Raw genomic sequence first — 26,319 nt, 5'->3', positions numbered from 1 at the left:
GCTATGCAGGCATCGTCAACGCGCTCTTTTATGGCCACAACTGCCACATGGTTTATGGCGACGCACAAGCCGTGCTGATCAAGATGATCGAGGCGGTTCGCGGCCTGGGTTTGCCCGCGGCAGCCTGAATTTCAATTACTTCCCATAGCGAACGCCACTCCGTTAAGTCGTTCATTCACTCATCGAAAGACAACCCCATGTACACCGTCGGCACTTATCTTGCAGAACGGCTTTCCCAAATCGGCCTTAAGCATCACTTCGTCGTGGCGGGCGACTACAACTTGGTCTTGCTCGACCAGCTTTTGACCAGCAAGAGCATGGAACAAATCTACTGTTCCAACGAATTGAATTGCGGCTTCAGTGCCGAGGGCTATGCGCGAGCCCAGGGGGCCGGCGCGGCGGTCGTGACCTTCAGCGTCGGCGCACTCTCCGCATTGAACGCCATCGGCGGCGCCTATGCCGAAAACCTTCCGGTCATTCTAATTTCGGGTACCCCCAACAGCAATGATCGAGCGACTGAGCATCTGCTTCACCATACCTTGGGAACGCACGACTTTCTCTACCAGCTGGAGATTGCCAAAAAGCTGACCTGTGCCGCCGTGTCCATCACCTCGGCCCTGGATGCCCCTGCGCAGATCGACCACGCGATTTGCACTGCATTACGCGAGAAGAAGCCCGCCTACATCGGCATTGCCTGCAACATTGCCGCGATGCCTTGCGCGGCGCCGGGGCCGATTAGTGCCTTGATCAGCGAGGACCCGAGCGACAGCAAGACGCTGACTGCCGCCGTTACCGCGGCCGCCGAATTCCTGAAAGGCAAGGAAAAGCCGGTGCTGCTGATCGGCAGCAAGCTGCGTGCCGCGGGAGCCGAGAAGGAGGCAGTTGCGCTGGCCGAGGCGCTCGGTTGTTCCGTCGCGGTGATGGCTGCAGCCAAAGGCTTCTTCCCGGAAGAGCATCCGCAGTACGTCGGCATCTATTGGGGCGAGATCAGTACGCACGGGGCACAGGCCATCGTGGACTGGTCAGACAGCGTTATCTGCATCGGCGCACTTTTCAATGACTACTCGACGGTGGGGTGGACCGCCACGCCGCACGGACCCAGCGTCATGCTGGCGGACCCAAGCCATGTTTCCTTTTCGGGACATGATTTCGGTCGGATTCATCTGCGCGACTTTCTTTCGGCGCTGGCCAAAAACGTCAGCAAGCGCGATGCAACGATGGTCGAATATGCGCGAATTCGAACTAAGCAGGCCCCAGAACATCCCGCAGAACCCAAGGTCAAGCTGATGCGCGCGGAAATGGTGCGTCAGATCAGGCCCCTGGTCACGGCGAGTACCACGGTGATTGCGGAGACCGGTGATTCCTGGTTTAACGGCATTGCTCTGGCATTGCCGGAGGGCGCGCGCTTCGAAGTTGAAATGCAGTGGGGCCACATCGGCTGGTCAGTGCCGGCCAGCTTCGGCTACGCGCTGGGGGCGCCGGACCGAAGAGTGGTCGCCTTGATCGGTGACGGCGCCTTTCAGCTCACCGCTCAAGAAGTGGCACAGATGATTCGTCAGAAATTGCCGGTCATCATTTTCTTGATGAATAACCACGGCTACACCATCGAAGTCGAAATCCACGATGGTCCTTACAACAATGTCAAGAACTGGGATTACGCCGGGCTGATGAAGGTCTTCAATGCCGAAGACGGACAAGGGCTGGGCTTTCGCGCCCATAACGGCGGAGAGCTCGCCACCGCCATCAAGAAAGCACTGGCCAACCACAAAGGCCCGACGCTCATCGAGTGCATGCTGGACCGCGACGACTGCACCCCAGAACTGATCTCATGGGGCCGACTGGTTGCAGCCGCGAATGGCCGGGCCCCGGCTCCGCGCTAGCGCCACGTCGCCCTTCTGGTCGAGCCGAGCGCGTTGACTCGGATTCCGTAACGCACCTCACTGGAATTCATATCATGGCAACTTCTCCCGCAAAGTCTCAGAGCGAGACGTCCGCCAGCGGCGATTCAGACAAGAGCGCGGCGTCACCGCCATACGACTTGAAACCGATGTTCTTTGTAGCTTGGTTGCTTTGCGCTATCTTCTACTTCTTCCAATATGCAGTGCGCTCCGCGCCGGGCGTCATGCAGAAGGAGCTGACGGCTGCCTGGGGCGGCAACCACATCGGCGCGATGATCTCGGCGTACTACGTGGCCTATGCCGTGATGGCGCTGGTGGCAGGGGTGCTGCTGGACCGCTACGGCCCACGCCGCACCATTCCGTTCGGCATTGCCGTGGTGGGTGTCGGCTGCCTGATCTTCGCGCAGGGCAGCGAAGCCGCCGGCATGGCGGGCTTCGTGCTGCAGGCCATCGGCGCGATCTTCGCGTTCATCGGGTCGTCTTACGTTGCTGCCCGCTACTTGCCGGCACGCATGCTGGCGTTGTTCATCGGCCTCACCCAGATGTTGGGCATGGCAGGCGCAGCGTTCGGGTCCAAGCCCGTTCACATGGCCATCGACCCGAGCGGAAGTTTCAATGTGCCGTGGCAAACCGTGTGGATCGCCTTTGCGTGCCTCGGTGGCGTCTTGGCAGTGGCCACCTGGTTCATCATGCCCCCCGAGAAGGGCGACAGCCCCAGCCATCACGGTGCGTTGTCGCTCGCCAGCGTCGTTAAGCCGTTCAGAGTGGTCTTCGGCAACCTGCAGAGCTGGCTGGCCGGTGCGGTGGGTGGCCTGCTCTTTCTGCCCACGACGATCGGCGCATTGGTCTGGGCCACGTCGTTCCTTCATGGCGGCGAGAACATGACGATGGCGGCTGCCGCGACGGACGCGTCGATGGTGCCCATCGGGTGGGTCATCGGCTGCCCGCTGCTCGGCTATATCTCCGACAAGATGGGGCGACGCAAGCCGGTCCTGATCGGGGGTGCGCTGGTCATGCTTGCCGCCGGACTGACCGCAATCTACGTTCCCGTGGGGACGCTCCCGCGCTATAGCGTCGCCTTGCTGCTCGGCATCGCATCGGGCGCCGCGATGATTCCCTTCTCGATGATGAAGGAGCTCAACCCGTCCGAGGTCAAGGGGACAGCCGCGGGGGTGATGAACTTCCTGGTCTTCGTGACGACCGGGATCATGTCGCCCTTCATATCGCGGCTGATGGTGCCTTCGCAAAGCACTCCCATGACATTGGCCGAGTTCCAAACCGCGTTCATGCCGCTGGTCGGCGGCGTCGTGTTGGCCATCGTGCTGAGCTTCTTTTTGCGGGAGTCTGGTTCGTCTGCGACCCATCCCAAGACCGGCAAGGCATCGGGCAAAGTGACCAAGCCGGCCGCCGCGTAGCAAGTACGAACCCCCCGAAGTCAGAACCTCGTGCTACGACTTCGCAGTGGCTCGAAGCAAAGGAGCAACCCATGGAAATCGCCGTCTTCAGCACGAAGCCCTACGACCGCCGGTTCATCGACGCGGCGGCCTCGAAGCAGTACAAGCTTCACTATCTCGACGCGCAGTTGACAGCGGATACCGCGGTACTCGCGCGAGGCGCGAGTACCGCGTGCGTGTTCGTCAACGATACGGTCGACGACGCGGTGCTTCAGACATTCAAGTCGCTCGGCGTGGGACTCGTGGCCCTTCGTTCGGCGGGCTTCAACAATGTCGATCTGGATGCTGCCAAGCGGCAGGGCATCGTCATCGCCCGGCCGGCGTACTCGCCCGAGGCGGTCTCCGAACATGCGGTGGCCTTGATGTTGTCACTCGACCGCAATATTCACCGCGCCTACGCCCGCGTTCGCGAAGGCAACTTTGCGCTGGAAGGGCTGCTCGGTTTCAACCTGCACGGCCGCACCGTGGGCGTGGTCGGAACCGGCCGCATCGGGACCAGCGTCGCCAGGATCATGACCGGATTCGGTTGCAAGGTACTAGCCTGCGACCTCAAGCCAAGCTCCGCTTGTAAGGAGATCGGCGTTGAGTATGTACCGCTTGCCAAGTTGCTGGAAGAGTCGGACATCGTCACGCTGCACTGCCCGTTGACGCCGCAGACCCGGCACTTGATCGACGCCGATGCTGTCGGCCGGATGAAGCGCGGCGCGATGCTGATCAACACGAGTCGTGGCGCGATCGTCGACACGAAGGCGGTGGTCAGCGGTATCAAGAGCGGCGCCATCGGTCACCTTGGACTCGACGTCTACGAAGAGGAGGCCGCGTTGTTCTTCGACGACAAGTCGGACGAAGTGATCCGCGACGACGTGTTCGAGCGTCTGCTCACGTTCCCCAACGTGTTGGTCACGGGACACCAGGCCTTTTTCACCGCGGATGCGCTGAAAGCCATCGCAGACACCACGATGGCCAACATTGACGCCTTCGCAAAGACTGGCAAGCCTGTCCACGAAGTCACCGAAGCCACCTGACTGATATGGGGAACTCTGACCCTGCCTCGATTTCACGTACATCAAGAAGTTGGAAACTTCGGATGTATGGAGAATCGAAATGCGAGATAGCAAACTGCCGAAGCGGCAGTACACGGAATAATTCAAGGTCGAGGCTGTCAGGCTGTCGGAATCGGTCGGAGGCCACCAAGCGGCACGCCGACTGGGCGTGCCCGTGGCGACGCTTGGCAACTGGAAGCGGAAACGATCGGCGGGAGGCATCTCGACGCTCGAGGACGCGATAAATGCTGCTGTACTGCCCGAGGCAGCTATGGTCGAGCGCGCATCACGCAGCAGCTTCGCCAGCAAGGCGAGCGCGCCAGCGCCGAGCGGGTGCGCCGAAGCTTGAAGCGTCAAGGGCTGCGTCTGGTCTATCGGCGGGCATGGGTGGCCACCACAGACTCGAGGCATCGCTTGCCGGTGGCGCCCAACCTCCTGGATCGTCGCTTCGATGGCTGGTTGCCAAACCAAGCCTGGGTGGCCGACATCACGTATGTTGCAACCGGTGAGGGCTGGCTGTACCTGGCCGCGGTGATGGACCTGGCGAGCCGTCGGATCGTGGGCTGGTCGATGTCCGAGACAATCGATGCGAAGCTGGTCTGTGCGGCGCTGAGATCGGCACACGTGCAGCGAATGCCGGACCCTGGACTGCTGGTACACACCGATCGTGGAAGTCAATATGCAAGCCACGATTACCGCAAGATGGCTGAGGACCTCGCGATCACAATGTCGATGAGCAGGAAGGCAGACTGCTGGGACAACGCGGCCATGGAGAGCTTCTTCAAGACGCTGAAAGTCGAGAGGATCTACCAGGTCGGCTATGACACCCGGGCGCAGGCTCGGCTGGACATCGTGGACTGGATCGAGAGTTTCTACAACCGCGTGCGCATGCACACGGCTATCGGATACCTCGCACCGATTACGAGGGAACGCAGCCTTCTGGCTGCATGACTTGGTGTACGTGGAAACGAGGCAGGATCACTGTTGGTGTGGTCGACGCAGACGGACAGCCAGACTGACGGCACGGCGCTTTTCGGCCGCACCCACGGCGTGGGATGAAGGCGATCCATGGGGTGGCACGGGAAGCAGCGAGGCAGCCATCGTCAAGGAAAGGATGGGAGGGTCGATTGCCTGTTCACAGACATGGGCCGCACGCAAGCCATGAAGCGCCAACCGTGCGGTGCGGCAACGCACATCGGCAAACTCAATACATGTCGTCATGGGCAGCGCAATCACACGCCGCTGCGCCAGGTGCTGCGCAATTCGCCCCTTGCCGGCAGCCTCGCGGCTTGATGCGTCAGCGGAAGACAGACGACAGACCAGGGGTGAGGCAGCGGTTCTAGTCGGTTGCAGCCCTGTCCCGCACGCCGGAAAGTGCACGCAAGTCTGCAGGCTGCAGGGTGGCCGAGAGCTTGTTACTGGAACGGCCGCTGCCGCGACCGCGAACCGATGTGGGAAGCGCTGGCCGGCTTGAAGGCGATGCGGCAGCCGGCGTGTGCGGTGCAGCGGAAGTCAATGGTCGCGAGCCCGATGTAGGGAGACGTCCGCTCGCTGACGCTCAAGTCGCGGCCATGACGCCTCGGCGTGGGTCCGGTCGCGCGACTGTGCGGCGACCCCATCCCGGAGTGAACTACGCCGGTCTGCGCATGCCTCTGGGCGCAATGAATGAAAGACCAATGGCAGCGTGAGGGTTCGCCAGCGCACAGACAGGCATCTGGCAGCGCCTGAACATTGCGCTGTGACGAGCACTTTGGAGATCTCTCTATGACTGCAGTACAGCCCACGCGCTTCGTTCACGGCCCGTCGCTGGTCGCCGTGATGCGGGCACCGGCATACAAGCCCGATGCCGCAAAGCCAGGCGAACTGGCCAAGGCAGAACCGAGCACGCGCGCCTTCCTCGGCCTGCTCAAAGCGTTCCGCGCCACGGGCGGCGCGGCGCCGGGTGATGTCCTAGGGGACATGCTGCAGGGCCATCAGTGCGGCGGGCTGGTAACCCTGGCGCGGTCCATCGTGGCGCGTCGGGTCTTCGCCTTTGATTGGCGCGGCGGACTCTGGGTGCCGATGTTCCAGTTTGAACCGGACGACCTTTCATTGGCGGTGGCGCCGCAAGAGGTTCGGGCTGAACTGCCAGCGATACTGCACGGCTGGGCGCTGGCGTGCTGGTTTGCGCAGCCGCACGCCGCACTGAGGGGCCAGGCGCCGGTTGACATGCTGCGCTGCGACCTACCTGCCGTGCTAGAGGTTGCCCGCGGCGCGCGCTTGCGTCAAGCGGGTGGCGCAATGTTTGGCTAGGCGGCCCCGGGGGCTGTAGCGCAAGCGCAGATCGCGCAGCGGCGCTGATGGACAATGCATGCCGCGTTTGTCACCTCCACCCCCGTTGACAGGTGGGCAGCCTGCCCCGGCCGCTGGTGCCTCTTGAAACGGGCACAGCACCTTTGATCCGGCCGGACCGCAAGGTGCGCACGCCAGCGCAGGCCGGGGCTGTTGCCCCGTCTGCGGCCGCATCGTTGGAGGACGCTTCATGCAAGGCGACTCGATCAGGACGGTCGAGGCGCCGTGAACTTCGGTGGGCAACTGTCGCGCCGGAATGGGGCTACCTCTGCGTCTGGAACCAGTGTGCATTCTTGCCCGGCACCGGTTGTGACAAGTTCAGGGCGCGCCTTTGTGGTCTTTCTGGCAGGCATTCTTGTGACGGCCTTCGGCTTCGGTGGATTCGGCCCTCTCCCTTTGTCGGCTTGCATCAATCTGCGGGAGGGGAGGCGGCGGCTTGACTTGGGTGACGGGCCCTTTGGGTGCTGCGGATTCATGGCGTTTATTACAGATGTGGACGATGCGACGGACGATTCCGGCGCGCTCAGAGTTCAATTTACGCAGTCGCCGTCCTCCGGTCTGCGCGTTGGCCTGCGCTGCAGCGCCGCGCGATGCAGCCGCTTTTTCGCTGCCTCCTCACCCATCCATTTTTTCAATCTCACGTGCGCACGTGGGCAGACTCAGTGCCAGCGAGGTACCTCCCCATGGTTGCACTGCCAGTTCTGCGTGACCACCGGAGCGTTCGGCGAATTCGACGACTTCGGCCAGTCCAGTATTCGTAAACCCGCATGTCGCGGCCCCGGAAAAGAAGGGAGTTGCCACCATTGGGCCATAGGCGCCTCTCGTGATTTTTGCAGTCCCGAACACCTCAAGCAAAGTGCCACCGGCGGGCTCGACCGTGGCCTGCAGGACCAGCCTCCCGCCGTGGATGGCAGCCCAGTGCGACGTCTGCGTCAGGCGTTCAAACGCGCTTGCGAACGTTCGCCAATCAACCACCCATGCAAGGCAGGTCCGATCCACTAAAAACATCAATCAAGATGCGCGTGTCCATCGAGTGGCGCAGCGTATAGGCCAGTGAGCACAGAAAAGGCAGGACTTCCAGACGGGCGGGTACCAGAGGCCACCGTGTGACAGCCGCAGGGTGGCGGGCGACTGGTGCGTCGCCGGGGCAGGGCGGGACGTAGCGAAGTCAGGAAAACAATCTTCAGATTCCATCAGAAAGTCCTCTGTTGCACTGGAAAGAGGTCGAAGGCCGCGGGCTCACTGAGGCGAACAAGTGCACCGCGCAGGGCGCGTGGCGTCAGCGCCCGCCATGTGGCTATCCGCGCCGAAAAAATTTTTTACATCGAGCAGACCACTGGGTCTGTACGCTGCCACATCAGTGCGAGAGCGATCGTGTCGAAGTGGTCGCCTTCGATGCTTTGCGGGGAAATGGCAAGAACCTGCGAGCGCGTTCGTGGCGCCCAAACCGAGAGGGCTAAGGCAGACCAGGGCGCGTTTCTTCTGCGTGACAGCGCACAGAACAAATTCCATGAGACCTTCAGACTGGCTTTCCCTACACACACGAAAGCTCTGGATGAAAACCGATATGCAAATCAAGGACGATGTTCTTGCCGAACTCAAGTGGGATCCGGCCGTCAATGCGGCGACCATTGGAGTGGAAGTCAAGGATGGCGTCGTGACCCTGGCGGGCCATGTGTCCACCTATGCAGAAAAGTACGCTGCCGAGCGGGTGGCGCAGCGCGTCTTCGGTGTGAAGGCCCTGGCTGTCGAGATGGACGTGAAGATGGACGGACACGCCAAGCGAACCGATGCAGACATTGCGAAATCCGCCGAGAGCGCATTGCAATGGACCACCTTCCTCACCAAGAGTCCGGTCATGATCAAGGTCGAGAAAGGTTGGCTCACGCTGACCGGTGAAGTGGAGTGGGAGTACCAGCGCAAGGCGGCCGAATTGGCGGTGCGCTATCTGCTTGGCGTCACGGGCGTGAGCAACCAGATCACGATCAAGCCCAGCACGTCCGTTGCAGTCGTCAAATCCGACATCGAAGCTGCCCTGAAACGGCGCGCCAACGCCGATGCGGCGAGCATCGCCGTCACCGTCAACGGCACGAAGGTGACCTTGAGCGGGACGGCTCGCAGTTGGTCCGACCGCGAATTGGCCGTGGCCGCGGCCTGGGCTGCACCGGGCGTGTACAACGTCCAGGACGACATCGCGGTGGTCTGACGACGCCATGTAGAGAGGGCGCTCGCGTCCTCAGAAAAATCGACGACGGGGAACAGCGGCGCAGGCCGCCCCTCGCGCCACGCGGGCGGCGACTGTCCCCTGCGGCGCTCAACCCTTGCAGTTTCAGCCGACCCCTTCGTGCTGACCGCACTGTGACTTGGCAAGCCTCGCCAGCCGCAGCTTGAATGTGCGGCCCCGCACAGATCCGGCAACGGCAATGGGGAAAAAACGATGTACACCATTCACTCGGTAAGAAACGATGAAAAAAACGCTTTCAAGGGGGCTGCTTGCCATGGCCGCTGCGTGCATGACGGCCGGTGCCGCCGCTCAGGTCGCAGGCAGGTCAGACCTGGGGACCGCCGCGTCACAAGGTCAAAGGATTGTCGCGGGGCGCAGCGCGAGACACAGCATCCTCGGCAAAACCGTCTACAACGAAAGCGGCGAGGCGGTCGCGACGATTCAGGACCTGATCGTCGATCCGGACAACAAGGTGTCATACCTGATCCTCAGCGGCGGCGGCCTGTTCGGCACCGAGGCGCACAGTGTGGCCCTCCCCGCAGATCAGATGCGCGAGGAAGGGGGCAGGATCGTCTTTCCGGGCGCGACGCGGCGCGCAGTGCGCGCCATGCCCGCGTTCCGGTACGCGGCCAGCAGCGCAAACCATGATCGGCTGGTCGTCGACGTGAGGGCGCAGCTGGAGCGCTCCAAGGCCAGGGTCTTTGTGCTGGAAAAGCAAGCTGCTGCGCTGACGGGCGCTCGGAAACTTCGCGTCGATCAACAGGTGGCCGACATCGCGAACGGCCAGGCGGCGGTGGAAGCGAAGCTGGGCAAGATGGAAGCGGCCGGCACCACCGAGTGGTGGCAATTCGAAGACGAACTGCGCAGCGCCACCACGCGCTTGCGCAAAACCATTGCCCGCGCGATCGGCTGACCGAAGGAGTGAAACGGTGCAACGCCCACTGGCGGTGCGCAGACGGTTTAGAGGGCCACCTGGGCGAGTCAGCAGCCTGGTTCTACCTAGAATTTCGGGAAATCGGCACCCCGCGCCACCGCTTCCACGCTGCGCAATTCCTCGCCCAGTGACCTGAGCTTGTCCATGGCGCCGTCGTAGGCATCATTGCCAAGCAGCAGGCGGTGCGGCGGATGGGGCGACGTCACCGCTTGCAAGATGGCACGCGCCGCGCGAACGGGGTCGCCGGACTGCTTGCCCGAGGCGGCCCGGACCTGGGTCCGTCCTGCCCCGGCGGTCGCAACATAGTCGTCGATGCTCACTTTGCTTTCATTGGCAGATCGCCCTGCCCAATCGGTGCGAAAGCCGCTGGGTTCGACCAGCATCACCCGAATGCCAAGCGGTTCGACCTCCTGCCACAGCGCTTCTGACAAACCTTCGACTGCGAATTTCGTAGCGTTGTAGTAACCGATCGCCGGGAAGGATCGAAGGCCCCCGATCGACGACAGGTTGACGATGAAGCCGCTGCGGCGCTTTCGCATGCCGGGCAGCACGGCACGGATCATGTGGCCCATGCCGAAAACGTTGACCTCGAACATCCTGCGGATTTCAGCGTCTTCGCCTTCTTCAATGGCCGAAAAATAGCCGATGCCGGCATTGTTGACGAGCACGTCGATCCCACCGAACCGGGCCTGCGCAGCGCGCAGGGCCGCATCGACCTGATCCGGCTTGGTCACATCCAGCGTGAGAATCAACACGTTTTCGGCGGCGGCGTAGGCCTCGAGTGTCGACGCATCGCGCGCGGTCACCACGGTGCGGTGGCCACGCTCGATGGCCTGGCGCGCAAGCTCGCGCCCGAAGCCCGTGGAGCAGCCGGTGATGAACCACACCGGCGGCTCGGTCACCAGTGCATTGCTGTGTTGGACTGCCATGAAATTCCTTGATGCGGACAGCACCGAGCCGGGTGACTGACCTGTTGAGCGCCATCGGCTCGGGTTGTTGGGACTGACCATGGGCAGCAGGCTTTGACGTTGCCACGCGGGGCTTGCGGCCTGTTGCAACCATGCGCGCCTGGTGCGCCGGAGTCTGTACGTTGGCCCACAGATTTGGGTCGTGAGCACCTGCCCCGGGCGCTCTTGCTGCCGCGTAAATGCGCGTTGCCGCACAGACCCCATGCGCGGTGATCGGCAAGGATCGAGTCATGCGAATAGCGTCGAATTTCCGGCATGGGCTCCTGCATCCCGGCTTGAGACGAAGCACCGGGTCACAGCGCGTTCTCTACGTCGCCGTGGCCGGTGACCTGGTCATCGCTGTCAGCAAGTTTGTGGCCGCGGCCCTGACGGGCAGCTCGGCCATGTGGGTCGAGGGACTGCACTCGCTGATCGATACGGGCAATGAAGTGTTGCTGCTGTTCGGCCTGAAACGCAGCCGACACGCACTGGACGAATGGCATCCGTTTGGCTACGGCCGGGCGACGTACATCTGGGCCTTGGTCGTTGCGCTGCTGGTTTTTTCGGTGGGTGGCGGCGTGTCGATCTACGAGGGCATCGTCAGGATGGTCGACGTGCCGGTCCTGGGCGATCCCAAGTGGAACTACGTCGTGCTGGCCGTGGCGGCGGTATTCGAGGGCTTCAGCTGGCGCGTCTCGCGACAGGAACTCAGTCGCCACCGGCGTCCGGGGGACAGCCTCTGGCGGACGGCGCACCGCAGCATGGACGTTCTTGTCTTCACGGTGTTCATCGAAGATTCGGCCGCGTTGATCGGCATGGTGATCGCCGCCGCGGGCATCGCGTTGAGCCATGCAACCGGCAATCCCTATTTCGATCCGGCCGCGTCGGTGGTGATCGGCATGGTACTGGTGAGCGCAGCCGCGCTGCTCGCACTCAAGAGCGTCCGGCTTCTGATCGGAACAGGCCTTGATGCGCAGGAGATTTTCCAGCTGCGCACCATCATTGCCGGGGACCCCGCCGTTGAAAGCGTGCACCATCTGCTCACGATGCAGCTCGGTGCGGATGACGTGCTGCTGACGGCCGCCGTGCGGTTCCACCGTGAGCTCAGTCTCGATCAGGTCGAACAGGCAATCGACCGACTCGAGCATTCGATCCGTTCGCAGAATCCCTGCATCAGGCATCTTTTCCTGGAGTCAGGCGCGCTCAAAGCGGTCGTGCGATCGGCCGTGGCGAATCCCGGCTTGGCGCTGGCGGACGATGTCTTGCAGGCGCGACATGGCACGGACCAAGGCGCCGATCCGGGACCTGCTGGCGGGCCATGAAGCAACCGGACGCGACGCCGCGCGCACCCGAGGGTGCGGCGGCCAGTGAACCGGGAAGCCTGTCGCGCACAGAAGCCCGCCTGAGGCTCGCGTCGACCGGCCCGAACCGGCTGCCTGACAACGCCCCGCCACCCTGGCGCGCGGCGCTCGGGCAGCTTTGGGCGCCGGTGCCGTGGATGCTGGAGGGAGCCATCGTCTTGCAGGTGGCGCTGGGTCAGTTTCCAGAGGCCGCGCTTGTCGCCGTGCTGCTGGTGTTCAACGCAGCTTTGGGGCTGTTCCAGCAAAGCCGGGCGCACGCCACCCTTGTGGCACTTCGATCGGGCCTGGCCCTGACAGCGTCGGTCAGACGCGATGGTGCCTGGCTGAAGGTGCCGGCCGTCGACGTCGTGCCCGGTGACACCGTCAAGCTTTCGCTCGGCGCCGTGGTGCCGGCCGATGCTCGCCTGACAGCTGGCGGCGTGCTGCTCGACCAGTCCATGCTGACGGGGGAATCGGTCCCGATCGAGGCGGGCCCCGGGGTGCAGACCTATGCGGGCGCCCTGGTGCGTCGCGGCGAGGCCGTCGCCGTCGTCACTGCCACCGGAGAGCGCACCCGGTTCGGTCGCAGCGCTGCGCTGATCCGGGATGCGCACGTTGTCAGCTCACAGCAGCAGGCCGTCCTGCGTGTGGTGAGTAGCCTGGCGCTGTTCAACGGCACCGTCATCGTGGGCATGGTGCTCTATGCCTGGCACGTCGACATGGCCTGGGTCGCGATCGTGCCGTTGGTGCTCACCGCGGTGCTAGCCTCGATCCCGGTGGCGCTGCCTGCCACCTTCACGCTGGCCGCGGCGCTCGGCGCGCGGGCACTGGCCAGACGCGGCGTGTTGCCGACCCGGCTTTCAGCCGTGGACGAAGCGGCTTCGATGGACATCCTGTGCGTGGACAAGACGGGGACGCTGACGCTCGACGCGCTGTCGGTGAGCACGGTCTTCGCGCTGCCGGGCTTTGATGAGGCGCAAGTGCTTGCGCTGGGCGCGCTGGCCAGCGCGGAGGGCGGACTAGACCTGGTGGACGCTGCAGTGTGCAAGGCGGCGGCGCCGCCGCCCGTGGGACCGCAGGCCAGTGCAACCCGCCGCACGACATTCACGCCGTTCGATCCCGCGACAAAGATGTCGCAGGCCACCTTCGAAGCGACCGGCGGCGTGCCGCACCGCGCGATCAAGGGCGCGCCGTCCACGCTCTTCGCACTCGTTGCGCCCTCCGCCGGGGCATCCGCCGCCGCCGCTGCGCTGGAAGGCAGGGGCCTGCGCGTGCTGGCGGTTGCATCGGGAGCCGGCCATGCGCTGGAACTGGCCGGGTTCATCGCGCTCAGCGATCCCCCGAGGCCGGATGCTGCCGATCTCGTGACGCAATTGCGCAGGCTGGGCGTGCGCACGCTGATGGTGACCGGAGACGCCCCGCTGACGGCCGCGACAGTGGCGCGCGCGGTTGGCCTGGAGGGCGGGCTGTGCCCGCCCGGACCGATTCCTGCAACCCTTATGCCCGAAAGCTACGGCGTGTTCGCGGGCGTGCTGCCCGAGGACAAGTACAGGCTCGTACAAGCGTTGCAGAAAAGCGGACACATCGTGGGCATGTGCGGCGACGGTGCCAACGACGCGCCGGCCCTGCGTCAGGCGCAGATCGGCATCGCGGTGTCGACCGCCACCGATGTTGCCAAGTCGGCTGCGGGCATGGTCCTGACCGGTCCAGGCCTTGCCGGCATCCTTGCCGCGATCCATGAGGGACGGATCTCGTTCCAGCGCATCCAGACCTACACGCTCAACTCGATCACCAGCAAGATTCTTCAGGTGACGCTGCTTACGCTGTGCCTGCTGGTCACCGGCGAGGCGATTCTGACGCCACTGTTGATGGTGATCATCATGGTCACCGGCGACTTTCTGGGCATGGCGCTGACAACCGACAACGTCGAGCCCACGCCCACGCCCAACGCCTGGCGCATCGGCCGGCTGGCCCTGGCCGGCGTAATCATCGGCCTATGCTCGATGGCCTTCTGCGCGGTCGTGCTCGCCTTCGGGAGCTACCGGCTCGGGTATGACATCGACAGGCTGAGAACGCTGGCCTTCGTGGCCATCGTCTTTGTCAAGCAGGCCACGACCTATACCAACCGCGAACGCCGCTCACTCTGGTCATCGCGCCCGAGCCGCTGGCTGGTGGCCTCGTCCGCGGCGGACATCGCCATCGCATCGACGCTGGCCTTCGCCGGCATCGCGATGCCGGCGCTGCCAATCTGGCTTGTGGCGGCGACGCTGTGCAGTGCACTGGGATTCGCCTTTGTGCTAGATGCAGTCAAGGTGCCGCTGTTCAGGCGCCTGGGCATCCGGTAGAGCGATGCCGTGAACGCGCCATCCCGCGGCGCGACAGCGCAGCGACTCCCGTCGTGTGTTGGCTGGCGCACAGACCTTGCTGCAGGCCATGCCTAGGATTTGACCTCACGGCTTTGCAAAGTACGTCTCGATGTCATCTTCCTTCCCACTCCCGCGCGCTCAGCGCAACCCGCTCGAGGGGCTCCTTCAATCACAGCTGCAAGCGCTCGAACGCCAGACCGCTTCCTATCTGGAGGGTTTGTCGCAGGTCGATCATGCGCAGCTTGCGCTGCAGCAGGACGCTGACGATGCCAGCCAGCGGGCGGGTGACCACGAATTCGAGTCTGCGGTGTCCGATCACCACAACCGGACGTTCGACGAAGTCACGCGCGCGCTGCACCGAATCCACGGCGCTGATTATGGCTTTGCAGCGACTGGCAACGCCATTGCTTTCAGCCGTCTGAGCGCCCAGCCTCAGGTGACACGCTGTGTCAGCTGCCAATCCATCGAAGAACGGAAACCTTTCCAATGAGTCTCTTTCACGCCGTCGCTTTCGTCGACCACCAGTCCGCACCGGTCATGCAGTTCGGATCCGAGCATGTAGTGGAGCGCAAAGTCCACGCGCATTTGCATGTCACACGCCAGCACCACAGCGTCGTGCGTTCCGAGCACGAATTCTTCGGCGAGGTCTGCGATGCGCTCGACGGCATTGCGGAAGTGCTGATGGCGGGTGGACACACCAGACTTGCCGACTTTCGGCATTACGTTGAAAAACACCGGCCCCTGACTGCAGCGCGCATCGCCGGGTGGGAGGTGGTGGACCGCCCCACCGAGGGCGAACTGGTAGCGCTGGCGCGCAAGCACTTCGCCCGTTACGACCAGATGGTTGGGATACGCGTTCCGACCTGAGACAAGGTGGTGTGCCGCCTCGGGCGGCGGAAGGATGGCACCGCGGTCTCCACGACGGCCTGATGCCTGACGCGAGGCCAGGCAAAACCTCAGTCTCATTCGAGGTGCCGTACCTCGTCTGATCACAGTCGCTGCGGGCCGCGGGCATTCGCATTGGCACGCCGCAACCAGACCGCACGGCACCAACCGGATGCTGCAGCCATCGCCAACGGATGACGCACGCGAGCTGTCTCCGGGCCGCTGCCTTTTGAACGCCAAGTGCGCTGGCGCACAGACCTGGCGGGGCACAACAAGCAAATTGGAGAACGCAGCGGCCCCGTATGCCGAAGAATTCCAGATCACGAGGTGCACCTTGGCAAACTTGTTCGACCCGATTCGCTTTGGCGACATTGCCGCGGTCAACCGCATAGTGATGGCGCCGCTGACGCGGGACCGTGCGGGCCCGGGGCAGGTGCCCACGCCGCTGATGGCGACGTACTACGCCCAGCGCGCCACTGCCGGCCTGATCGTTGCAGAGGCCGCGCAGATCTCGCCGGCGGCCCAGGGCTACCTCGACACGCCGGGCATCTACAGTGCCGCGCAGGTGCAGGGATGGCGCGGAGTGACCGCCGCGGTGCACGCCGTGGGCGCGAGGATCGTGCTGCAGTTGTGGCATGTCGGGCGGATTTCGCACACCTCGCTGCAGCCGGACGGACAGCCGCCCGAATCCAGCACGGCGCGCCGCGCGAACGTCCAGACCTTCACGGCCCAGGGCTTCGAGCAGGTCTCGACACCCCGGGCCCTGCGTCTGGATGAACTGCCGGGCATCGTCGCCGCGTACCGCCAGGCCGCACGAAACGCCATCGACGCCGGCTTCGATGGCGTGGAGGTGCATTGCGCCAACGGCTATCTGCTCGAGCAGTTCCTGCGCGACGCCATCAACGATCGCACGGACGCCTACGGCGGTCCGAAGGAGAACCGTATACGCCTGCCACTCGAAGTCATGAGCGCCGTGGCTGCGGAGATCGGAGGCGCTCGCACCGGGCTTCGGCTGTCGCCCGTCACGCCCGTTAACGACGCCGGGCAGGACAGCGATGCCCAAGGACTTTATGGCCACCTGGTTCAACAGCTGGCGCCGCTGAAGCTTGCGTTTGTCCACATGATCGAAGGCGCGACCGGCGGACCGCGCGATTTCCTGCCTTTTGACTACGCGGCGCTGCGCGACGCGTTCAAACAGGGCAGCGCACATGGGGCCTGGATCGTCAACAACGGCTACACGCGTGCGATGGCCATCGCCGCAGTGGGCAGTGGAGCGGCCGACATGGTTGCCTTCGGCCGCCCGTTCATCAGTGACCCGGATCTGGTCAACCGGCTGCGCCTCGATGCACCTTGGGCCGTCGTGCATCCTGACACACTCTACGGCGGCGGTGCGGTCGGCTACACCGACTATCCACCGCTGGATCTGGTGCAGGTACAAAAATTGATTGCGGTCAGCCCGGCGGAGGGTGGTCAGCCCACCACCTGACGGAATGGCGACGCGCCACCTGCAGGGTCTGCCGCTGTTGACCGTCGCGGGTGACGATGCGTAAGACACTCACTCAGGGCTTCAGCACCTTTCTTCGTCGCCATCGGGCGCAAGCCCACTTCGAGCGTCGGCCCTTGCTGGATGCGTTGGCGGCGATGCCGCCGCCGGCCGGCCCCGCGCACGACGATCACGCGCTGGCGCATGACTTGCTGGCCATCGCCCGGCAAACTCCAGCCGTCGCGCTGCTGGCCCTGCGGTCGCAAGCTGACGGCCTGGACGCCGAAGAGGCAGCTCGGCGCCTGCAGCAGATGGGCCCAACGAGGTGTAGCACGAGAAGCCGCTGCCGGGTTGGCTGCACTTGTGGCGCTGCTACCTGAACCTGTTCAATCTGCTGCTCATTGCCTTAGCTGTGATGTCGTTTCTGAGCGCGGATGCGAAGGCCACCACGGTGATCGGCGTCATGGTGATGCTGAGTACGGTCATCCGTTTTGTCCAGGAAAGGCGATCCCACCGGGCTGCGCCGCCCGGCCGGCGCAGGCACCCGTTTGGCGCCGCTGGCGTCCCATGAGATTGCGGTGCGCGAACTCGTAGCGGGGGACTTCGTGGCCCTCTCGGCAGGCGACATGATCCCTGCCGACTGTCGACTGTCGACTGTCGACTGTCGACTGCCGTGTGCTCAGCGCGCGGGACCTGTTCGTCGCGCAGGCCGCGATGACGGGAGAGTCGTTGCCGGTGGAGAAATTCGTGCAGAACGCATCGCCGGAGGCGGCCGGCGCGCCGAGTCCCGACGCGCTCGAGCAGCGCAACATCATCTTCATGGGGACCAACGTGGTCTCGGGCACGGTCACGGCGCTGGTCGTGGCCACCGGCGGGCGCAGCTACTTCGGCACGCTGGCCGCGCACGTCAGAGCCGTTGAGACCACACTCAACGCGTTCCAGGCAAGCGTCAACAGTGTGAGCTGGCTGCTCATCCGCTTTGCGGCCGTGATGTTGCCCGTTATCTTCCTCCTCAATGGCTTCACGAAGGGGGATTGGCTGCAGGCCTTCTTGTTTGCACTGTCGGTCGCCGTAGGCCTCACGCCCGAGATGCTGCCGATGATCCTGACCAGCATCCTGGTCAAGGGCGCGGTGCTGCTGTCGCGCAAGAAGGTGGTGGTCAAGCGGCTGGACGCGATCCAGAACTTCGGCGCGATGAACATTCTGTGCACCGACAAGACGGGCACGCTGACACAGGACCGCATCACTCTCGCGCGCCACACCGACGCCTATGGCAACGACGCCGGGGACGTGTTGGACTTTGCCTTCCTCAATAGCTACTACCAGACCGGACTCAAGAATCTCCTCGACCGTGCGGTGCCGGCCCATGTCGAAAAACCCGCAGAGTTGAAGTTGAAGTTGAAGGAGGCTTACCGCAAAGTCGACGAGATTCCTTTCGACTTCGAGCGCAGGCGCATGTCAGTGGTGGTGGCGACCGTGCTGGCCGGCAAGGATCAGGCGCACCAACTCAGCTGCAAGGGCGTTGTGGAAGAAGTATCAGCTGCCTGCACGCAGGTGCGGGTACAGGAGCCCAATGAGGGCCGCGGGCAGTGCGAAGGTCCTTTACCCAGCCTGCCGTTCGATGCGGCACTGCTCGCCCGCACGCAGGCCGTCACTGCTGGGCTCAATGCGGCAGGGCTGCGTGTGGTGGCCGTTGCCAGCAAGACATTGCCGCCGAGCTAGACGCCTTACTCGGTGGCAGACGAATGCGGGCTGACGCTCATTGGCTATATCGCTTTCCTCGATCCGCGCAAGGAGTCGGCTGCACCGGCGCTGAAAAAGCTGGAGGAGCATGGCATCACAGTCAAGGTGCTGACGGGCGACAACGAGCTGGTCATGGCGCAGGTTTGCCGTCAGGTCGGCTTGGTCACCGTCACCGTCATGCTGGGCTCGCAGATCGAATTGCTCAGCGACGAAGCACTCAAGATCGCATCACAGCAACACCGCGTCTTCGCCAAACGCCCCTTCACAAGGAGTGCATCGGGCTTGCCTTGCGCGTCGGAGGCCACGTTGTCGGCTTCATGGGCGATGGCATCAACGATGCGCCAGCCCTGCGCGGCAGACATCGGCATTTCGGTCGACAGTGCGGTCGATATCGTCAAGGAAGCCGCCGACATCATCTTGTTGGAAAAAAGCCTCATGGTGCTCGACGACGGTGTGGTCGAAGGCCGAACCACGTTCTGCAACATGCAGAAGTACATCCGCATGACGGCAAGCTAAAACTTCGGCAATGTGGAGTGTTCTGGTGGCGAGCGCATTCCTTCCATTACTGCCGATGTTGCCGCTGCAATTGCTGGTGCAGGACCTGCTGTCCGACATCGGCCAGACCGGGATTTCATTCGACAACTTCGACCTGGAGCTGGTCAGCAAGCCGCTCAAGTGGAACCCTGCTGAAATCGGCCGATTCATGCTCTGCTTCGGTCCCGTCAGTTCGTTGTTCGACATCGTCACCTTCAGCGTCATGTGGTGGGTCTTCGATGCGAACAGCGTGGCCCGACAGGCGTTGCTCCAGTCCGGATTGTTCGTCGTGGGCCTGCTGACACAGACCTTGGTAGTGCATATGGCGCGTACGCCGAAGCTTCCCTTCGTACAAAGCCGCGCAGCGGTTCCATTGACGGTGATGACACTGACCATCATCGCGATCGGGCTGTGGCTTCCGCTCGGGCCGCTGGGCAGTTACTTCAAACTGCAGCCGCTGCCGCTCGTTTACTACAGTTGGCTGGTGGGAATTCTGCTGAGCTAATGCGCGCTTACGACGCTTACGACGCTTACGACGCTTTCGACGCTTCTATATCCGGCGTTATTGCAGGCAATGAGTTCGCCCGCTCTTCGCCCGTGATCGACCCCAAGTGGATGCCGCTGGTCCGCATCAAAGAAAAGCGGTGCCTGCGTGCGTTAGCGAACGGAGCGCCGCTGGCACGCAGACTCATACTGGCGCTATGAACCATCAGCCATCTCCCTGGATGTCGCGCCCTTACGCTTTGTCTGCCTGGCGAGTCGACGGTCGCCAGCGTACCGTCGCTTCGTGGGCGGCCGCTTTGCCCGCGGCCATCCGACAGGCGCTGGCGTTGCGGCACGGACCCGGCCCGCTGTCGCCACTGGCATCGTCAGCGGGGGACGAAACGGCCATGCATGCGTCCTGTCTTTGAATGGCCGTGACGGTTGCGGGATCAGCAACAGCCGGTCTCTTTTTTTGTCTTTTTTCCCCAAGAAACTTTTGCCATGACCTACCAGGGTGAACGTGCCCGCCCGAGCGCCACGGAGCGCGGGCGTTTTTTTGCAGTCTCCAGTGTCCGCCTCGGCGGATCAGGACACGTCATGGATGTGTGCTGGCGTGAAGTCAATGCAGCTTCGGATCTGGATGTTGGCGCCAGCGTCGTCGCATCCGCGGCCGATGTGGTGGACGCCATCCACGATGGTGCACAGGTCGCTGCCATGTTTTCCGGGCGCAGCGCAGACCTGCCGCAGCGCCTGTTCATCGTTATCGAGCATCAGGATGGCACGGAAGCTCTCGCACTTGACGGGCCGTCATCGCCGGGGCGCAATCTGGCCGATATTGCCGTCTTCACATGACTGACGCGAGCGACCGATTCCGGGCCCTGGCAGCCGCCTGCCGTCATCTAATGTCGCCTAGCGCAACTCTGAACTCCTCCAGCTTTGCCTCGTAGGCATCTGCTTCGCCGTAGTCCAGAAATCGGTTGTAGCGCGCGTGGGTCCCGAGGATTTTGTGGGCGTGCTTGATCGGACAGAAGTACTGCTCCGTGCGCGCCAGGATCTCGGTCACGTACGCCATCAGGCCATTGCCATACTCACAGTAGGTGCAGTGGAACTTCTCGATGAAGTTCAGGTAGCCCAGGTGGCGCCGGTCGAAGACCAGGTAGTCGCTGCGTCGCACCTTGGCAATGCTATAGATCGGGAAACAGGCCCATTGATAGAAGCTCACACATGCATCCAGCAGAAGCAACGGGATCACCATGGCGTAGATGAGCGGGCCGGTGATGAGATTTTGCGGACGGTCTGCCACCAGCCAGCGCAAGAAATTCGTCTTGAGCTTGCGGTGCGCGTCGCTCACCGAGCGCTCGAACTCGACGCGCCTGCCGTTGATCCGGAAAAACATGCGGCTCTCTTGGTCATTGACAGCGCTGCGCAGGTCCGCCTCGAGTGTCGCCATCTGCGCCAGGATCTGATTGATTCGGTCGTTCATGCCGTCAAGCTTAGACCTGAACACGTCGCTGCTACCCCTTCTTGTGGCGCTGGCGCAGGCGGCGCGCGCTGTCACACGGACGGGGCGATCGAACCTCGGTAGAACCGGGGCCTGCTTGCAACGGCCAGCCGGCCGCGTCATCACACTGGAGTGGACCCATGACAACAAATGCCCTCGCAACGGTAGGGCTCGCGCGCATGCTCGCACCGCCCGTGCGGCGCACTGATGGCGACTGACGGCTGGCGATACCGCGCGGTGGCCGGATGCTTGACTCTGCAATGGCAAGGTCTGCTGGTGATGTTGGGCCTGCAGGTGGCTCGGTGGCTCAGTCGCTTGCCACGTTGTGGCTGCCCCATCTGAGCGTCGATGTCGTCAACCTGGGCGTGGGACGCGACGATCGCGCCTAAGTCATCCACACAGGCACGGTGATGCTGTCGCTCTCCGTGCTGCAGGTGATCCTGGCCGTTGGCGCCTCGGTGGTCGGTGCGCGGCTGGCTATGCGCTACGGGTGCGACCTGCGACCTGCGGGCTCGGGTCTTTGCGCATGTGCAGGCCTTTTCTTTGCACGAGATGAACCGCTTCGGCATGCCGTCGCTGATCACGCGAAGCACCAACGATGTCTTGCAGTTGCAGACGGCGCTGCGGGCTGGCCGCGCCAAAGCCGTTTCGCAGAACTGCAGGCGATGCCAATGCCAGTCTGACACTGCGAGTCTGAGCGGCCTGGGCCGCGCCATGCGTTCGCGTGACCGCACAAGGACTGTCGTGAAGACCGGCACTGGTTGATAAAAAAGCATGCGCTGCGTTTGGGACTTGCAAGCCCACACCCTCCTAAAAGCTTCCTGCGCGGCCGCCCCCGGGCAACAAGCGGGGCGTTGATCGCATCGGCCGCCAGCCTGTTGCGGGGAGGCGCTTCCAGGCGGCCCGAGCATTGCTGTGCAATCCGCAATCCGTCACCTGCTGATCGTCATCGTGTGTCGTGGCTTCGCGGGTCGTCCCCTGCGTTCGTTCGCGCACAGACGCACCGCAGCCCGATGCCTATAACCAACGAGAGTCCCTTCGTCCCGAACAATCTCGAAAGAAAAAATTCATGGAAAAGACTCTATTGATCGCAGCGTTGACTGGTGCGAGCCTGCTTGGCGTCGTGGGCGCGTCCCACGGGCAAGTCGCGGGTTCCAGCACGACCACCGGCGTCACTGTCACAGAAAACACGCAGATCGCTATGGGCTGGAGCGTCAAGAAGACCGTCCTGGGCAAGACGGTCTACAACGACACCGGCACGAAAATTGGCAATGTCGAAGACCTGATCATTTCGCCGCAGCGCAAGCTGTCCTACGCAATCATCGGCGCTGGCGGCTTTGTCGGTATGGGCCGGCATGACGTCGCTGTCCCGGTCTCGCAACTCGAAAACCGATCGGGCAAATTGGTGATGGTGGGCGCTTCCAAAGAGGCCCTCAAGTCACTGCCTGCCTTTGCCTACGCACCGGACACCACGCAACGGGACCAGTTCATCGCCAGGACGGACCGGGATATCGCGACGGGCCGGCAGGACCTGACGGCATGGGAGAAGAAGGCGTCCTTGGAGTCCAAGGAAGTGAAGGCCGGCATGGACAAGAACATAGCCGCTGCACACGTCGATCTGAAATCGGCCGAAACAAAGCTCGGCGAAATGAAAGATGCCACCGCCAATCGTTGGAAGACTTTTGAAGCCGGCGTGACTGCGGCCACCGAGCGGATGCACCGTTCGCTTGAAAAAGCCAAAGCCTGAATGCCCGCTCCCTCCAACGCACAGAAAGCCCCCATGAAAACCGATTCGCAATTGCAGCAGGACGTCCAGGCCGAACTCCAGTGGGAACCCGCCGTCGACGCCACCCATATTGGTGTTGAAGTGACAGATGGCATCGTCACGCTGGCCGGCCATGTCAACAGCTACGCCGAGAAATGGGATGCGGAAAGCGCCGCCCAGCGCGTCGCAGGCGTCAAAGGTCTCGCAGTTGAAATGGAAGTGAGGCTGCCCGGCACAAGCCAGCGCGTGGACGCTGACATTGCCCGTTCAGCGGACAACGTATTGGCGTGGTCGTCCTTCATACCCAAGGACAGTGTCAAAGTCATGGTCGAGAAAGGCTGGGTCACGCTGACAGGCAAGGTGCGCTGGGATTTCGAGCGGCGCGGTGCCGCATCCAGCATTCGCCAGTTGCTGGGCGTGACGGGCGTCAGCGACCAGATCAGCATAGAGCAGGCGGCGTCTTCGACCGTGGTGAAGGCAGACATCGAAGCCGCCCTCAAGCGACGTGCCCGAAACGACGCGGAGCTCATTTCCGTACACGTCCGAGGCGCTGATGTGACGCTTTCCGGGACCGTTCACAGCTGGGCAGAGCGCGACTTGGCGAGTCACGCTGCTTGGAGCGCGCCGGGCGTGAACAACGTTGTCGACAACCTCACCGTGACGTTCTGAATGGCCCGCACAGCTTTGCGCAACCTCGCGGGGCGTTTGGGAATGATCCTGAAAAAAATGCCGATCCTGTCGGCCGCCGCTGTAGTGATTCATTTGCTTTTCCCTGTGGCTTCGTCCGCGTTCGCGCAGGGGCGGGGAGAAGCAGACCCCACGCAGGCCAAAGCACCGCCGATGGCGCGGACGACCGCTGCGGAGCGCCGCGCAGCGCGAGACTTGCGCAAGAAGAACGGTGAACGCGCAGCCAGGGGTGCCCAGATGGGCGAGGGGCAAAGCGAGCCTGTCGTACGGCCCTTCGTTCCCCTGAACGAACGCATGGACGCGTCGCATCGTCGCGCCGAAGCAAACCGTGCAGCCAATCAGGCCGGCGCATTCCCCAGGGGCGGCAGCGGAGACGCACCAGAAAAGCAAAAGCGCTGATCGGCTGCAGGCCTGGAGGAAAGCGACCGCAGTCTCGCCAGACGACGGCGCGCGCTCGCGCGGCATGCCCGCCGAACCGTTGCACCCGGCGAGGAAAGCCGCGCGCAGTATCAACGGCGCCGGGCGTATGAGGCTACCTGCAGGCCGCGTGCCGAGGCACGTCGGCACCAGATTGTCCAGGGCAATGGAGTTGGCCAGCCGGCGGGTTGATGCGGACGCGATTGCGAAAGCGGATGCCTTTGCGATCGAACCGTTGAAGCCGGACGCCCGTCTTCAAGCGCTGACGCGCGTCGCTGGCTGAAAAGCGGAGGGTCCAGTGCAGGAGTGCTCGGCGTATCCGGACACTGGTTCGTTGCATTTTCGGGAAAGCGATCTTGTGACAGTGTGGCCAAGTCTATGAAACAGTGACAGCCCCGGCGCGATCGGCCGGTCTTGCAAGCCAAAAGTATCTGCAGGACTTCCCGGGTACTGCAGCACCTTGCCTTCATGCGCAAGCGTCCAGTTGGCTGCTTCGTCAGTGCGAAGACTTGCGCGGTGAAGGGGGCTTCGGAATTTTGGCACGTGTTTGCTCAGGTCGAGCGGCCTGTACGGCCTGATCATGTAATCGTTGGCACCGGCCGCCAGAGCGGCGGCGACATCGGACGCGTCAGCGCGATCGCTTAGCACGATGACCGGGATGTGCGACTGCCGTACTACGCGCAGCCAACGCAGAAGGTCCACGGCCAGCCGACCCTGAGCTGTGAGCGCAAGGATCAGCAGTTCGGACGTCTCGCCGCTCAGAGCGGACCGCAATGCCACGCCGTCGCTGGATGGCGTGTAGAAAATCGGCTCGTCGCCGCGCGACGCCTTCAGCGCCGCCACCAAAAGCTGCGCTTCTTCTTGGTCTTCATCGAGCAGTGCTATGCGCATTTGTCGGCCTCGCGAGTTGACGGCTCCGACGTCGGGCTGGACAGTGCGGAGCTGAGTCGCAGCAATCCTGGGGCGTGGCGCCGAGGTCGTGCGCTCATGGTGGGACTGGGTTAGGGGGCGTCCGTCCACCAGCGGACTTGCCTCTGGAGTGCAGGTCTGGTCTGTGCCGTGGGGATCATGCTGATGAAAGGGACAGGGGGCAAGCGCAGCCCCATCGCGGACACAACGGGCACCGCATTGCGTGTGTCGTGTGATTGCGCATCGCAGGCAGCCGCCGAGTGAGCCACCCCGATGCCAGCCGACGCTTGGCTGTGGACCTGCGCCTGCGCAGGCGCACGGCCCGCGCTGTGCGTCAATGCCGGTGCGTGCTGCGCACAGTGGGAATCAGTCGGGACCGTGGGCAGTGCAGTGAGCCCACAATTCAACACACGAGAAGTGTCAGCGCCTGCTGGCGCGGTAGGACGTCTCATTCGAGAGCCCCGGCGCCGGGAGGGCACCGAAGGCCCTGTCTCAACAGAGCGATTTGGAGGCTGGTGGCGGCATTGGCTTTTGCAACGCACCGAAGACCGCGACGAGCGTCGATCGCCAGTTGCCCGTGAAGCGGACCACCGTGCCACGAAAGTGATCCACGTTGGCCCACTCCAGATGGTCATCGATCAACACGTCTCGCCTTTCACCAACGCATCCCTTGTCCGGTGTGATGATCACGCGATCAACGAACTGTGGAAAGTAATCGCGTATCCAGAGCAACTTCTCTGTCGCGGCGCAGGGATTCGAGGGCGGAATCTTCGTGACGACAAACATCTCGATGCCTTCCGTTTCCAGAAAGGCAACTGCATTGCAGGCACCTTCCGAGGGCAGCAGCGTGCGGTATGCCCCCGGCAGGCGCTTGAACTGGCTGGGCGTCATGGCGCAGCTGGCGCACGCGGCGTCGAAGTCGGCAATGACGCCGTCCATGTCGAGGTAGACCCGGGCCTTGTCCGGGTAAGAGCGTTGTCCCACTTTGTTCGTCTTTCAGCCTCGGAGCGAGTGCGCGCAGCGCCTGCGACAGCGCGATCCGGGGTTTCGACGTTTTCGTTCCCGGTCCCCGGATTCTGACGGTGCGGTAAAGAAAATTCTGTGCGTTGGCACACGCAGGCGCGCAAAGACGAAGTTCAAGCGCCATCTGCGTTCCCTGGCCATGGTGTGCTGTCGCACAGACGGCACACTTTCTCTCGAAATATGGTGGAGTCTGTCATGCCACCAGGCGGCGTGCAAAGAACCGTATCCGCGGGTCGGCCGCAACGCGAATTTTCTGTGTTGCCACAGTCGCGGCCGGTTATCCACAAGTTCACACCACCCCATTTTTCAGAACTCAGGAGCAAATTCAACATGGCCAAAATCATCGGCATCG

24 protein-coding genes and 1 pseudogene are annotated in these 26,319 nt (G+C 63.2%); 21 read left to right on the top strand and 4 right to left on the bottom strand.

The window, feature by feature from the left end:
* The first annotated feature begins 197 nt into the window (after positions 1 to 197).
* The 8 genes and pseudogenes from QN397_RS23480 (at position 198) to QN397_RS23445 (ending at position 9,863) form a co-directional block, all read left to right on the top strand.
* On the top strand, positions 198 to 1,880 hold the full coding sequence (locus QN397_RS23480; protein WP_323502033.1) for an alpha-keto acid decarboxylase family protein: 1,683 nt from the start codon (positions 198 to 200) through the stop codon (positions 1,878 to 1,880).
* Positions 1,881 to 1,954: 74 nt separating this feature from the next.
* Entirely contained in the window at positions 1,955 to 3,313 is a 1,359-nt protein-coding gene (locus QN397_RS23475) for an MFS transporter (protein ID WP_323502032.1), read from the top strand.
* A 71-nt stretch (positions 3,314 to 3,384) separates the two neighbouring features.
* Positions 3,385 to 4,377, top strand: a complete 993-nt coding sequence (locus QN397_RS23470) for a 2-hydroxyacid dehydrogenase (RefSeq protein ID WP_323502031.1) — start codon at positions 3,385 to 3,387, stop codon at positions 4,375 to 4,377.
* A gap of 79 nt (positions 4,378 to 4,456) precedes the next feature.
* A pseudogene (locus QN397_RS23465) lies at positions 4,457 to 5,346 on the top strand (IS3 family transposase).
* Between the two features lie 210 nt (positions 5,347 to 5,556).
* Entirely contained in the window at positions 5,557 to 5,688 is a 132-nt protein-coding gene (locus tag QN397_RS23460) for a hypothetical protein (protein WP_323498976.1), read from the top strand.
* A gap of 471 nt (positions 5,689 to 6,159) precedes the next feature.
* Positions 6,160 to 6,687, top strand: coding sequence for a hypothetical protein (locus QN397_RS23455; protein WP_323498977.1), 528 nt, complete (start codon positions 6,160 to 6,162; stop codon positions 6,685 to 6,687).
* Positions 6,688 to 8,281: 1,594 nt separating this feature from the next.
* Positions 8,282 to 8,932, top strand: coding sequence for a BON domain-containing protein (locus tag QN397_RS23450; protein ID WP_323498978.1), 651 nt, complete (start codon positions 8,282 to 8,284; stop codon positions 8,930 to 8,932).
* A gap of 259 nt (positions 8,933 to 9,191) precedes the next feature.
* A complete protein-coding gene (locus QN397_RS23445; RefSeq protein ID WP_323498979.1) occupies positions 9,192 to 9,863 on the top strand; it encodes a PRC-barrel domain-containing protein in 672 nt (223 codons plus the stop codon).
* 86 nt (positions 9,864 to 9,949) lie between these two features.
* Here QN397_RS23445 and QN397_RS23440 read toward each other — a convergent pair whose 3' ends face one another.
* Positions 9,950 to 10,813 carry an oxidoreductase gene (locus QN397_RS23440; RefSeq protein ID WP_323498980.1) on the bottom strand — a complete coding sequence of 288 codons (864 nt, stop codon included), beginning with the start codon at positions 10,811 to 10,813 and terminating at the stop codon, positions 9,950 to 9,952.
* A gap of 218 nt (positions 10,814 to 11,031) precedes the next feature.
* Here QN397_RS23440 and QN397_RS23435 point away from each other — a divergent pair, with 218 nt between their 5' ends.
* The 10 genes from QN397_RS23435 to QN397_RS23405 all read left to right on the top strand — a co-directional run bounded on the left by QN397_RS23435 (position 11,032) and on the right by QN397_RS23405 (position 20,517).
* Positions 11,032 to 12,153 carry a cation diffusion facilitator family transporter gene (locus QN397_RS23435; RefSeq protein WP_323502030.1) on the top strand — a complete coding sequence of 374 codons (1,122 nt, stop codon included), beginning with the start codon at positions 11,032 to 11,034 and terminating at the stop codon, positions 12,151 to 12,153.
* On the top strand, positions 12,150 to 14,516 hold the full coding sequence (locus QN397_RS23430) for an HAD-IC family P-type ATPase (RefSeq protein WP_323502029.1): 2,367 nt from the start codon (positions 12,150 to 12,152) through the stop codon (positions 14,514 to 14,516). Before QN397_RS23435 ends, QN397_RS23430 begins: the two co-directional genes overlap by 4 nt.
* A 130-nt stretch (positions 14,517 to 14,646) precedes the next feature.
* A complete protein-coding gene (locus QN397_RS23425) occupies positions 14,647 to 15,027 on the top strand; it encodes a TraR/DksA family transcriptional regulator (protein WP_323502028.1) in 381 nt (126 codons plus the stop codon).
* The gene (locus QN397_RS23420) at positions 15,024 to 15,404 is read left to right on the top strand and encodes a hypothetical protein (protein ID WP_323498984.1); all 381 of its coding nucleotides are present in this window, start codon (positions 15,024 to 15,026) and stop codon (positions 15,402 to 15,404) included. Before QN397_RS23425 ends, QN397_RS23420 begins: the two co-directional genes overlap by 4 nt.
* 352 nt (positions 15,405 to 15,756) lie before the next feature.
* Positions 15,757 to 16,908 (top strand): alkene reductase, encoded by a 1,152-nt coding sequence (locus QN397_RS23415; protein ID WP_323502034.1) that lies wholly within the window; start codon positions 15,757 to 15,759, stop codon positions 16,906 to 16,908.
* A 358-nt stretch (positions 16,909 to 17,266) separates the two neighbouring features.
* On the top strand, positions 17,267 to 17,476 hold the full coding sequence (locus tag QN397_RS26815) for a hypothetical protein (protein WP_416352360.1): 210 nt from the start codon (positions 17,267 to 17,269) through the stop codon (positions 17,474 to 17,476).
* 104 nt (positions 17,477 to 17,580) lie between these two features.
* The gene (locus QN397_RS26810; protein ID WP_416352359.1) at positions 17,581 to 18,627 is read left to right on the top strand and encodes an HAD-IC family P-type ATPase; all 1,047 of its coding nucleotides are present in this window, start codon (positions 17,581 to 17,583) and stop codon (positions 18,625 to 18,627) included.
* A gap of 12 nt (positions 18,628 to 18,639) precedes the next feature.
* Positions 18,640 to 19,164 carry a hypothetical protein gene (locus QN397_RS26805; protein WP_416352236.1) on the top strand — a complete coding sequence of 175 codons (525 nt, stop codon included), beginning with the start codon at positions 18,640 to 18,642 and terminating at the stop codon, positions 19,162 to 19,164.
* A gap of 10 nt (positions 19,165 to 19,174) precedes the next feature.
* Complete coding sequence (locus QN397_RS26800) at positions 19,175 to 19,687, top strand: cation transporting ATPase C-terminal domain-containing protein (protein ID WP_416352358.1); 513 nt, start codon at positions 19,175 to 19,177, stop codon at positions 19,685 to 19,687.
* A 479-nt stretch (positions 19,688 to 20,166) separates the two neighbouring features.
* A complete protein-coding gene (locus QN397_RS23405; protein ID WP_323498986.1) occupies positions 20,167 to 20,517 on the top strand; it encodes a hypothetical protein in 351 nt (116 codons plus the stop codon).
* Positions 20,518 to 20,560: 43 nt separating this feature from the next.
* Here the strand turns inward: QN397_RS23405 and QN397_RS23400 are convergent, their stop codons facing one another.
* Entirely contained in the window at positions 20,561 to 21,148 is a 588-nt protein-coding gene (locus tag QN397_RS23400) for a hypothetical protein (protein ID WP_323502027.1), read from the bottom strand.
* A 976-nt stretch (positions 21,149 to 22,124) separates the two neighbouring features.
* Between QN397_RS23400 and QN397_RS23395 the strand changes: the two genes are divergently transcribed.
* From QN397_RS23395 to QN397_RS23385, 3 genes are read left to right on the top strand one after another with little or no spacing between them, the layout of a single operon-like run.
* Positions 22,125 to 22,913: a PRC-barrel domain-containing protein gene (locus tag QN397_RS23395; protein WP_323502026.1), complete on the top strand. Its 789-nt coding sequence runs from the start codon at positions 22,125 to 22,127 to the stop codon at positions 22,911 to 22,913.
* Positions 22,914 to 22,946: 33 nt separating this feature from the next.
* Entirely contained in the window at positions 22,947 to 23,600 is a 654-nt protein-coding gene (locus QN397_RS23390) for a BON domain-containing protein (protein WP_323502025.1), read from the top strand.
* On the top strand, positions 23,601 to 24,017 hold the full coding sequence (locus QN397_RS23385) for a hypothetical protein (RefSeq protein ID WP_323498992.1): 417 nt from the start codon (positions 23,601 to 23,603) through the stop codon (positions 24,015 to 24,017).
* 273 nt (positions 24,018 to 24,290) lie between these two features.
* Here the strand turns inward: QN397_RS23385 and QN397_RS23380 are convergent, their stop codons facing one another.
* Positions 24,291 to 24,926, bottom strand: coding sequence for a hypothetical protein (locus QN397_RS23380; RefSeq protein ID WP_323498993.1), 636 nt, complete (start codon positions 24,924 to 24,926; stop codon positions 24,291 to 24,293).
* 510 nt (positions 24,927 to 25,436) lie between these two features.
* Positions 25,437 to 25,928 carry a 5' nucleotidase, NT5C type gene (locus tag QN397_RS23375; protein ID WP_323498994.1) on the bottom strand — a complete coding sequence of 164 codons (492 nt, stop codon included), beginning with the start codon at positions 25,926 to 25,928 and terminating at the stop codon, positions 25,437 to 25,439.
* Positions 25,929 to 26,319 lie beyond the last annotated feature (391 nt).

It is taken from the genome of Variovorax sp. RTB1, assembly GCF_035018765.1.
Taxonomy (GTDB): domain Bacteria; phylum Pseudomonadota; class Gammaproteobacteria; order Burkholderiales; family Burkholderiaceae_C; genus Variovorax.
The sequence above is the reverse complement of the archived record's forward strand: the minus strand, read 5'-3'. Positions and strand labels throughout refer to the sequence as shown.